Genomic DNA, 1,897 nt, shown 5'->3' on the forward strand with positions numbered 1-1,897 from the left:
CGTCGTCCAGGAACCCACCCTCCCGGACGTACGAGGTGCCCGGCGCCTCGCCCTCGGGGTCGAAGAGCGCGTCGAGGTCCCAACCCCGATCGGACGGGAACCCACCGATCGCGTCGGCACCGGAAGCGACCAGCTCCCACAGCTCGTCAGGGCCGGCGATGCCGCCGGGGAACCGGCAGGCCATGCCGACGATCGCCACCGGCTCGTCGGCGGCCACCCGGACCACCGTCGTCTCCGCCGCACCCGGCGAGTCCAACAGCAACGAGGCCAGGTGGCCGGTCAGCGCGTCCATGCTCGGGTGGTCGAAGACGACCGTGGCGTCCAGCGTCAGCCCGGTGGCCGCGGCCAGCACGTTGCGTAGCCGGACCGCGCTGAGCGAGGTGAAGCCGAGGTCACGGAAGGCGCGCCCGGGATCGAGCCGGCCGCCGTCCCCGTGGCCGAGCACGGCGGCGACCGACGTCCGGACCAGGTCGAGCAGCTCGTGCCGGGTGCGCGGGCCCTGCCGGACCGGCGTGCGTGCGGGCACCGCCGGCGCCAGCACGTCGAGCAGGTGGCTCGGCCGTGCCTCGGCGAGGGCGGCGGCGAAGCGGGGCCAGTCGGCGCGGACCGCCACGACGGTCGCGAGTTTCCGCCCGACCGCCTCGCCCAGTGCGTCGAGGGCTGCCGACGGCGCGAGCGGGGTGAGGCCGGCCCAGGAGAGGTTACCGGCGGCCCGGTCGGCCATGCCGCCGTCGGCCCACGGCCCCCAGGCGATGCTGGTGGCGGGGAGTCCGAGGCCGCGCCGGTGTTCGGCGAACGCGTCGAGGAAGGCGTTGGCCGCGGCGTAGTTGCCCTGACCCGCCGAGCCCGTCGTCCCGGCCAGCGAGGAGAAGAGCACGAAGGCGGACAGGTTCCGGTCGCGGGTCAGCTCGTGCAGGTGCCACACGGCGTCGACCTTGTGCCGGGCCACGGCGCGGAGGCGGTCCGGGGTGAGCGAGTCCAGCAGGCCGTCGTCGAGCACGCCGGCCGCGTGCACCACGGCGTCGATCTCGGTCGTGGCCAGCAGGGCGGCGAGTTGCTCGCGATCCGCGGCGTCGCAGGCGGCCACGGTGACCCGCGGGTCCGACTCGGCCCCGCCGGGGCCGCTGCGGCTGATCAGCACGACGCGGTCGGCGCCGTTCGCCAGCAGCCAGCGCGAGCAGTGCCGGCCGAGCGCGCCGGTGCCGCCGGTCACCAGCACCGTCCCCGACGGCCGCCACGGCTCAGCCGGGCCGGCCGGTACAGCTTCAAGTCGCAGTCCGTAGGCCGCGGCGCCGCGGACGGCCACCTGGTCCTCGTCGCCGGTGAGCACGGCGGCGAGCAGCCGGCCGGTGCGCGGTCCGGGCTCGGTGGGCACGTCCACGAGGCCGCCGATCCGTGCCGGGTGCTCCAGCGCGGCCACCCGGCCGAGTCCCCACAGCTGGGCCGCGCCGGGGTTGGTCAGCGGGTCGTCGGGCCCGATGGACACCGCACCCGACGTCACGGTCCACAGGGGAGCTTCGATCGACTGGAACAGCGACAGCCAGGCCGCGGGGTCGTCGAGCAGACTCACCACAGCGGCGACGTCACCGGTCTCGCGCACCGATTCCGGGGTGACCGCGTCCACGCGGACGACGTGCGCGCCGTGGTCGGTCAGCGCCTGGTCCACCCACGCGGGGCCGTCGCCGACGACCAGCCAGGTGCCGCGCAGCGACGGACGGGCCGGTGTGGTGACGGGGTGCCAGGCGACGCGGTGCAGCACCTGGGCCGGGCCGGCGGTGGGGCGTGCCGCGTCGAGCCAGTAGCGCCGCCGCTGGAAGGGGTAGGTGGGCAGGTCGGCCGGGTGGCCGGCGGGCAGCACCGCGGCCCAGTCGATCGGTGCGCCGGCGACGTGCAGCCG

General features: G+C 76.4%; 1 protein-coding gene. It reads right to left on the minus strand.

Annotation, left to right across the window (positions count from 1 at the left end; translation table 11 throughout):
• A partial coding sequence (locus GA0070560_RS27970) for a beta-ketoacyl reductase (protein ID WP_139131642.1) occupies nt 1-1,897 on the minus strand: 1,897 nt, incomplete at both ends.

This window comes from Micromonospora halophytica, from assembly GCF_900090245.1.
Lineage (GTDB): Bacteria > Actinomycetota > Actinomycetes > Mycobacteriales > Micromonosporaceae > Micromonospora > Micromonospora halophytica.